We start from the raw sequence: 7,784 nt of genomic DNA, 5'->3' as shown, positions 1-7,784 counted from the left end.
CCTCACGCCGGTACTCCGGCGTGTACTTCTTGCGTTGCTGGCTCACAATGAACATCCTCTCCTACGGACACAACATCCGTACAAGTTGGGTGTCCACTAAACGAGGGTAACCTCAGGTTGGTTAGACAGTTAGATGGCGGTGGTCGCCAGGGGCATCTCCTGTTCGGCGCATGAGGTGTTTGGAGGTTATCCCGAAAGGCAATGCCCTCTACCGGAGCGAAACTCATTACCCGAGTCAGGTTATTGCAGCAGATACATCAGAATGCATTCTGAATCTTGAAGTCCTCCGGGTTCGGGTTCGCAAACATGGACTCTGTGTTCCTCCGGAGGTTTTGCTTTACTTGCCACCAGCACTAACCTCACTTAGCCCCTCTTGCCGGGAACGCAAGACCCCCCACCGGGCGAAGTGCCTGAACTACTCCCCACTAGTCAGTAACTGATTTCTCAGTCCAACTAATGGGGAGCAGTTCACACCTAGTAGGGAGTCAAAGTTTGATAGCGGGGGCCGGATTCGAACCGACGACCTCTGGGTTATCGGATTACATTCGAGGCTAACAGGTGTTATTCGATTCTAACCTTGCTGTTTAAGCGCGTTTTCGATCATTCAGAAGCATTTCGAATCATCCAGAATCATCCTCCTAGTGCACCATCTAGTGCACCACCCTCAAGTGCCGACTGCATGGCCGAAACATCGATCAGATCAGTGTAATTCCGTACGTTCATCGCTTCGGTGTGACCGAAGAATGCGCTGCGGATCTCGGCGGGAACTCCGCGAGCGATTGCTCGGTTGTTGAGTACAGTGCGCCAGGCGTGTGATCTCATGGAAGAGACAGCCTCATCTTCGAGTTGGCCGCCAATATCTTTGTAAAGCGCCGCACATGCCTTAACGGCGTTGTCCGTCCGCCAGTGTGAATGCTTATCCCCCAGTGCCGGGATAAGAGGATCGCCAGGGCCAATTGTTTTAACCCGCTCTAACCAGAACCACTTACATCGAGAATCAAGCATGAGCACCGTGCGCCCCCGGTGAGTTTTGGAGTGTTCTGCCCGCACCGTTACTGCCAGTGAGTCCTGTGTAACCGTGACGTCCTCACGGGTGATCGCAAGCGCCTCACTAATGCGAAGGCCCGCGCTCTCCTTGGACCCGGATACCGCGCAGGCGTACCACGACGAGACGCTGTCGGCAGAACCCGCGAAGACGGCGCACTTCTGCTCCATGTGTGGCCCGAAGTTCTGCTCCATGCGCATCTGAACAGATGGCGGGGAAATTTCGCGAGGACGGCTCACAGGTCTACCTGCGTGCGGACGTCGTAGAGAACTCCTTCCAAACCAAGTAATCCCTGGTTGTAGCGGGTAGAATTCGACACATGGTGGAGACACAACGCCGCTCGAAACAACGCCCGCCGGCGCTCGCGAGCAAAGGCCCCCAGCTCAGCAAAAAGCAGCTGGTGGGCCTGCTCTTGGGCGTGGCCTGCTTCCTCATCCCCTTCTTCATCCAGATCCCGGACCTGCCCACCCCCGGGCATCGGATGCTGTCAATCTTCCTACTCGCCATCGTCTTCTGGGTGCTCGAGCCCGTGCCGCTCACGGCCACGGCGGTGTTGGTCATCCTGCTGGAGGTCCTCTTACTCTCCGACGGCGCGCTAGTCGACCCCACCGGTGGAGACCCAGCACTAGCAGACCAGCTGCTTCCTGCATCCGCGTATTTCTCTGCGCTGGCCCACCCGGTCATCATCCTCTTCCTCGGCGGGTTCATGATCGCACACGGGGCGGAGAAGTTCGGGCTCGACCGCAACCTCGCAGCGATCATGCTACGCCCCTTCCCGGACAAGGCGCGCCTGACCGTGCTGGGGCTCATGCTGATTACCGCCGTGCTCAGCATGTTCATGTCGAACGCGGCCACCACAGCGACGATGTTCGCGGTCGTCATCCCGATTCTCAAGACGCTGCCCGCGGGCAAAGCGCGCGCCGGCGTGGCGCTGTCGATCCCGCTCGCTGCCAACGTGGGTGGCATCGGCACCCCGGTGGGCACACCCCCGAACGCGATCGCGATCGGTGCGCTCGCCGAGCACGGCATCCGTGTGTCCTTCGTGGATTGGATGCTCATGGCGGTGCCTTTCATGCTGGTTGTCCTCGCCTTTGCCTGGGTATTTCTCTGTCTCGTTTTCATCCCCGCTGAGACGCGCATCTCCATCGAGATGCGCTCGAAATGGAACACCGCCACCGACGCGAAACTCTTCTACACCGTGGCAGGTCTGACCATCCTGTTGTGGATGAGCGAGCCGCTCCACGGCATCTCCTCCAACACCGTCGGCTTCATCCCCGTCGTGGCACTGTTGTGCCTGCAGGTGATGAGGGGCAAGGACGTCCAGGCACTTGACTGGCCGGTGCTGTGGCTCGTCTCCGGTGGTATCGCGCTCGGCACGGGCGTGGGTGCGAGCGGCCTGGACGAGTGGCTCGTCGGTTCGGTCAGCTGGGAGGTCCTGGGTGCGCTGGCGATCCTCGCCGTTCTGGGCCTGATCGGCTTCGGCATGGCGAACGTCATCTCGCACTCTGCGGCCGCCAACCTGCTGGTCCCACTGGCGGTCTCGTTGGCGCTCTCGCTCGACGGCATCGACCCGCTCGTGGTTGCCGCGGTGGTGGCAATCGCCTGCTCGCTGGGCATGTCGCTGCCAATCTCCACTCCGCCGAACGCGATTGCGTACGCCACCAAGGAAATCTCCATTCCGCAGATGGCGCTAGTCGGACTCGTGGTCGGTACCGTGGCCACGCTGCTGTTGATCTTCGCCCTGCCGCCCGTCTGGCAGCTCATGGGGCTGGTGGTCTAAATGCTGCCGCGCTCCACCCTCGCCATCGTCGGCAAATCCCAGGCCACCCGCGACGTGCAGCAGCTGGTCAACGAGGCACTGGGCGCCACGCATGACATCCTCGCCGCCGATAATGTCGAGCACCTACGCTCGCTTCTGGGCGGCGACCCGCTTGCGCTTGTCACCGTCACCGTCCACGAGGACGGCTTGGCGCCCGACCACCCGTTGCTGGAGCTGATCTCCGAGCCCGGTTTCGAGTACACCCGCGTCATGGTGCTGACCACCACGCCAGAGATCGCGGGCCTGGATGCACTTACTGACATGGGGCGGCTCGACATGCTCGTGTTCACCCCGGCGATCAAGGCAGAAGCACTCCTGCACAACATCCAGCAGCAGCTCAACCGCTACTGGTACATGCGCGGCAAGCACGACCCCTCTATCGCTGGCACCTTCGCCCTGCCAGAGGTCACCGAACTGGACGTAGGGCTGACCGACCAGGAGATCATCAGCCGCATCATCAAGGCCGCCGACATGCACCTGGGCTACCAGCCGCGCCTGACTTTCCCGCCGGGGGTCTACCTGACCAAGGAGGGCCACTACGTCGAGGAGGTCATCTTCGCCCTTTCGGGCCAGGTGCTTTTGCAGCGCTTTACCGACGCCGGCGATATCGTCATGCACCACGCCTCCACCGGCCACGTCATCGGACTACTCGCCCTGGCGAGCAACCGGGTCGGCTTCTTTACCGCGCGTACCACCACCGAGGTCGTCGCAGTCCAGCTGCCCACCGAGCAGGTGGACTACCTCATCCGCCAGGAGCCGGAGCTTGCGCGCCTGTTCAATATCCTCTTCGTGCGCTCCTACGACCGCCGCCTGCGCCGCGCCGAGGACATCCAGATCGAGCAGCACGAACTCACCGCGCAACTCGAAGACGAGCGCGCACGCTTGACGACGGCACTGCACAACCTGGAAGCAGCGCGCCGCGAGCTGATGAGCCAGGCGCGCTTCGCCTCCCTCGGCGAACTCGCCGCAGGCGTTGCCCACGAGCTGAACAACCCGATGGCGGCGATCGAGCGCACCGCAGCGCACCTCGCCGAAGACGTCGAAGGCCTGATCGCGTCCAGCCCCAACCGCAGGTGGCGGGACGCGACCAGCCACGCGCTGGAGGCGGCGCGCAGCTCGCACGCGGTAAGCACAAAGGAGGCACGCGCGCTGCGGCGCGAACTGACCGAGGTCACCGGCGATCGGGCGCTCGCCCAGCGCTGGGTACTCGCCGGCTTGCACGACGCGGAGTTTGCCAAACAGGTGCGCGCGAATCGGAAGCTGGAGTACGAGACGGTGGAGCACGCGGCGTCGATAGGCACTGCCCTGCGCAACCTCTCCACCGCATCGACTCGCATTACGCAGCTGGTGGCCTCGCTACGCGCATACGCGCGGCCCGACGGCGACCCGGTCACCGACGTGGACCTGCACCAAAGCATCGAGGACACGCTGCAGCTGATCGCCCACAAACTGCGCGGTGTGGAGGTCAAACGGGATTTTGCCGAACTGCCGCACGTGACGTGTACGCCTGGGCAGATCGCGCAGGTGTGGACGAACCTGATCTCCAACGCCGCCGAGGCGATCGAGGAGTCCGGCAAAGGCTCCACCATCACCATCCGCACGTGTGCCCCGAAGCCCGGGTGGGTACGCGTGGAGGTGATTGACGACGGCCCCGGCATCCCGCTCGAGCGCATCGACAAGCTCTTCGAGCCACGCTTCACCACGAAAAATGGGGAGGTCCGCTTCGGCATGGGTATCGGCCTGAGCATCTGCCGCGGCATCGTCAGCGCGCATCACGGCACGATCGAACTGACCTCTTCAACAAATGGCACCTGCGCCACCGTGGGCCTTCCCATTGACGGCCCGCACGCACACGACGAAGGAGACACACCATGAACCTTGCCATCCTTATCCTCGAGGACGAGGCGGAAGTCCGCGCCGCCGTTGAGCGCGACTTGCTGCCCTTTGCCGAGCACATCCGCGTGGAGGTCGCCTCCGACGTGGAGGAAGCCTGGGAGGTGATCGACGAGCTCACCGAAGACGGCGACGTGCTCGCCCTCGCACTCTGCGACCACCGCATGCCCGGCACCACCGGCGTGGAGTTCCTAGTCCAGATGATGGACGACGACCGCACCGCCGCCACCCGCAAAGTCCTGGTCACCGGCCAGGCGCAGCTGCACGACACGGTACGCGCGGTCAACGAGGCCAACCTGGACCACTACATTGCCAAGCCCTGGGACGTCGACGAGCTACACCAGGTGGTGCGCACCATGCTCACCGACTACGTCGAGGACATGGACATCGATCCCCTGCCTTACCTCGACGTCCTCGACGCGACGCGCGCGATGGACCTCGTCCGCCGTCACTAGAGGCGCTCGGTGCGGGCTCCGAAAAGTGGGGTGGGAAGCTTGCCGATAAAGCTGGCGCCGGGGTTGTTCGGGCCATGGATGGGGGGCGAGGACCACGATGGGGCCTTCGGGGTTGAAGTCGGCGTCGGGGATTGGCTCGGCGGTGGTACCGAGGCGTTTTGCAAGCTCATCCGCGTATTCCTTGGTAGATCCGTAGAACGAGGCGTACAAGATAGTGCAGGCAGTCATACAACTATTGTTGTATGTTGCGGCTAGAATGTGGCAACGATGCGATACGTGTACATGATTGTGGGACTGGTGGCGCTCGCCCTGGGCGCGGCCGGCGTGTGGCTGCCGATCCTGCCCACGACGCCGTTTCTGCTGCTTGCGCTGATGTGCTTCACGCGGAGTTCGCCGAGGATGGAGCGCTACCTGCTGCGCCATGACACGTTCGGGCCGTTCATTATTGATTACTACTCAGGACAGCTGACGCGGGCGCAGAAGCTGCGGATTGTGGGGCTACTCTGGTTGGGGATGGGCGCCTCCATATGGGTGGTGATTGTGGTGGTCGGGCTGTGGCCGGTGGCATTGCTGCTCGTCGGGATCGGTGCCGGGGTGAGCGCGCACATCTGGCGGCTGCGGCCACGCCCCGAGCGCGCCGCCGAACTACACCAGCGCGCTGGCCTGCCTACCGACCACGCACATTGAAGCCGATGACGCCGGGGTTGACCAAGGGGGCGTCGCCAAGCAGGGCGTGGATGTTGCCCTCCCTCTCAACCGCACTGGTGACCGCTTTCGGGCGCTGCTTCTTGTCATCCTTGCGGCGGCCCTGCGACATAGGGGCGCCCATGAAGCCGCCGCACTATCCTGCTGACCTGCGGCGTTACTGGCGGAGGATCCTGTGGCGCTCGCCGCGCTGGTCGTCGCGCCGCAGAGGCCACCTGCCCCACGCCGAGAAGCGCTTCGATGCGGCCATCAAAACCAATCTCTTCTTTGACCTCGCGCAGTGCGGTCGCCGTAATCTCCTCACCCGGTTCGCAAATCCCGGAGATGGGTCCCCACCCCCCTCACTCCAAGGACACAGAGCAAACACAATATTGAGGAAAGATCCAACACCCATCGCCCTACAAGCTGGGTGAAGGCCTAGGACTCGCGCCACCCGAAGGACTTATACGGCCCTACCTCCGGGCCGTCCTTCACGTGGCGTACGGGGATAAACCACAAAGCAAAAACGGACATTCCGGCAGTTCATGCACCACGTCCTACTGTGGAAACCAACTGCTTTCGCTTGGAAAACTTCCCCCGCGGGCAGCTCCGCCGCCACCCGCTACTGCCTGCGCGAACGCCACGTCTCCCCATCCCGTGAAGTACGTCGATACTTTGATCATTCGTCGAACCGTCAACTACATCCCGATCGGAACTTCAATCAGTTCAGCGGCCGGTAGCGCTATCATTTGCTCACCAAAGTGACGCTGCAGCGAATGGGGAGCCTCAGAGCAGCACGACGATGACCACCAGCACCGTGATGACGGCGTCGAGAAGTCCGACGATCTTCGGCGTCCATGGCTTCTCACGACGTGCGCCGGTGATCGGCATCAGCGTCGCCCGCGCGAGAAACACGACGGCCACGACGATGATCGCTGGGTGGAACGGATGCCCGCCGGTGCCGAGCACGGCGACGACGGCGGCGACAAGCACGACGACGTGATAGACCACCGACCCGGTGAACCAGGGCTTGGAGCCGCGTTCACGGATGAGCGTCTTCACGTAGGGCACAGTGCCGACGAAGTACGCCAGGTACACGGCAAATGCGGCCCACGCCTCCGCATCCAGGCCTCCCCCGGCCCACGCGGCCACCGGCAGGATGAGGCAGGCTGCTACGACAGTGGAGACGCCCGACAACAGCGACCTCGGACGCCGCTTCCATGCCTCGAATACGGCTATGGCCACCAACGGCGCGAACGCCGGGACCCACATGAGAAGCCGCCAGTCGAAGATCAGCGTTGTCACACCCGCGATGGCGGCGAGCGACCCGTAGACAAGGACCGGGGGCCGGTTGCGTTCGCGGAAGCGCGAGCGGATCCAGACGCTGCCGGCGAAAAACGTGAAATAGCCGAGCCACCAGGTCAGCAACAGGGGAATCGCAGTCCACGACGGCGCCAGGATGACACCAGTGATAGCGGGGACGGTGACCATGAACCAGGCGCCGTGTTGGTCGGGCACCCAACCGGGTGAGCGTCGGCGTGTGCGGGGGTTGCGCGGCACGCTACGCTGCGCCTGGCTCTTCGACATGTTTTCACCCTACTGATGCGAATCCGTGATGGGCAATTAGCGTGGTCTTTTCCGTCGATTCGAAGCACCCGGCACCGCGCCGCTGTCGTCTTTCGACGGCCCTGGCCTGGCTAAGCACACCAACCCATAAAGCCCAGGTTGTTTATGAAAGGCCTGATCTAACCCCCACGCCAGGCTGAACCAGACACACTTTTGCCGCTTAACCCTCGCATTTCCGCGCCCTAAACGATCATTGAGAACCAATTAGAATTATTCAGAATCATGTCTCTAGTGCACCACATAGCCCGCCTAAGCGTGTTAT

General features: G+C 62.6%; 8 protein-coding genes and 1 pseudogene. 4 read left to right on the top strand and 5 right to left on the bottom strand.

Going from position 1 to position 7,784, the window contains the following annotated elements:
- Positions 1 to 630: 630 nt before the first annotated feature.
- Complete coding sequence (locus HMPREF2129_RS10225; RefSeq protein WP_269544994.1) at positions 631 to 1,098, bottom strand: site-specific integrase; 468 nt, start codon at positions 1,096 to 1,098, stop codon at positions 631 to 633.
- Between the two features lie 266 nt (positions 1,099 to 1,364).
- Here HMPREF2129_RS10225 and HMPREF2129_RS10220 point away from each other — a divergent pair, with 266 nt between their 5' ends.
- The 3 genes from HMPREF2129_RS10220 to HMPREF2129_RS10210 are packed head-to-tail and all read left to right on the top strand — an operon-like array spanning position 1,365 to position 5,212.
- Positions 1,365 to 2,825: an SLC13 family permease gene (locus tag HMPREF2129_RS10220; protein WP_034666292.1), complete on the top strand. Its 1,461-nt coding sequence runs from the start codon at positions 1,365 to 1,367 to the stop codon at positions 2,823 to 2,825.
- A complete protein-coding gene (locus HMPREF2129_RS10215; protein ID WP_052093129.1) occupies positions 2,826 to 4,739 on the top strand; it encodes a sensor histidine kinase in 1,914 nt (637 codons plus the stop codon).
- Positions 4,736 to 5,212, top strand: a complete 477-nt coding sequence (locus HMPREF2129_RS10210; RefSeq protein WP_034666291.1) for a response regulator — start codon at positions 4,736 to 4,738, stop codon at positions 5,210 to 5,212. Before HMPREF2129_RS10215 ends, HMPREF2129_RS10210 begins: the two co-directional genes overlap by 4 nt.
- Here the strand turns inward: HMPREF2129_RS10210 and HMPREF2129_RS11080 are convergent.
- Complete coding sequence (locus HMPREF2129_RS11080) at positions 5,209 to 5,382, bottom strand: hypothetical protein (RefSeq protein ID WP_156959284.1); 174 nt, start codon at positions 5,380 to 5,382, stop codon at positions 5,209 to 5,211. The two genes, HMPREF2129_RS10210 and HMPREF2129_RS11080, sit on opposite strands and share 4 nt — an antisense overlap.
- Positions 5,383 to 5,479: 97 nt before the next feature.
- Here HMPREF2129_RS11080 and HMPREF2129_RS10205 point away from each other — a divergent pair, with 97 nt between their 5' ends.
- Positions 5,480 to 5,899: a YbaN family protein gene (locus HMPREF2129_RS10205; protein ID WP_034666289.1), complete on the top strand. Its 420-nt coding sequence runs from the start codon at positions 5,480 to 5,482 to the stop codon at positions 5,897 to 5,899.
- Here HMPREF2129_RS10205 and HMPREF2129_RS11075 read toward each other — a convergent pair.
- The 3 genes and pseudogenes from HMPREF2129_RS11075 to HMPREF2129_RS10200 form a co-directional block, all read right to left on the bottom strand.
- Entirely contained in the window at positions 5,880 to 6,029 is a 150-nt protein-coding gene (locus HMPREF2129_RS11075; protein ID WP_156959283.1) for a hypothetical protein, read from the bottom strand. The genes HMPREF2129_RS10205 and HMPREF2129_RS11075 overlap by 20 nt on opposite strands.
- Positions 6,030 to 6,129: 100 nt before the next feature.
- Positions 6,130 to 6,258: pseudogene (locus HMPREF2129_RS10915) on the bottom strand (NUDIX domain-containing protein); the annotation flags it as partial.
- Between the two features lie 424 nt (positions 6,259 to 6,682).
- Entirely contained in the window at positions 6,683 to 7,483 is an 801-nt protein-coding gene (locus HMPREF2129_RS10200) for a YwiC-like family protein (RefSeq protein ID WP_052093128.1), read from the bottom strand.
- Between the last annotated feature and the right edge of the window lie 301 nt (positions 7,484 to 7,784).

It is taken from the genome of Corynebacterium tuscaniense DNF00037, assembly GCF_000759055.1.
Taxonomy (GTDB): domain Bacteria; phylum Actinomycetota; class Actinomycetes; order Mycobacteriales; family Mycobacteriaceae; genus Corynebacterium; species Corynebacterium tuscaniense.
This window is presented reverse-complemented; position numbering and strand designations above follow the sequence as displayed.

What these genes read in the sequence shown, in the direction of transcription:
- HMPREF2129_RS10215 (WP_052093129.1), top strand. Translation starts at nt 2,826, where the DNA reads ATGCTGCCGCGCTCCACCCTCGCCATCGTCGGCAAATCCCAGGCCACC.
- HMPREF2129_RS10205 (WP_034666289.1), top strand. Translation starts at nt 5,480, where the DNA reads ATGCGATACGTGTACATGATTGTGGGACTGGTGGCGCTCGCCCTGGGC.
- HMPREF2129_RS10220 (WP_034666292.1), top strand. Translation starts at nt 1,365, where the DNA reads ATGGTGGAGACACAACGCCGCTCGAAACAACGCCCGCCGGCGCTCGCG.
- HMPREF2129_RS10200 (WP_052093128.1), bottom strand. Translation starts at nt 7,483, where the DNA reads ATGTCGAAGAGCCAGGCGCAGCGTAGCGTGCCGCGCAACCCCCGCACA.
- HMPREF2129_RS11080 (WP_156959284.1), bottom strand. Translation starts at nt 5,382, where the DNA reads ATGAGCTTGCAAAACGCCTCGGTACCACCGCCGAGCCAATCCCCGACG.
- HMPREF2129_RS10210 (WP_034666291.1), top strand. Translation starts at nt 4,736, where the DNA reads ATGAACCTTGCCATCCTTATCCTCGAGGACGAGGCGGAAGTCCGCGCC.
- HMPREF2129_RS11075 (WP_156959283.1), bottom strand. Translation starts at nt 6,029, where the DNA reads ATGTCGCAGGGCCGCCGCAAGGATGACAAGAAGCAGCGCCCGAAAGCG.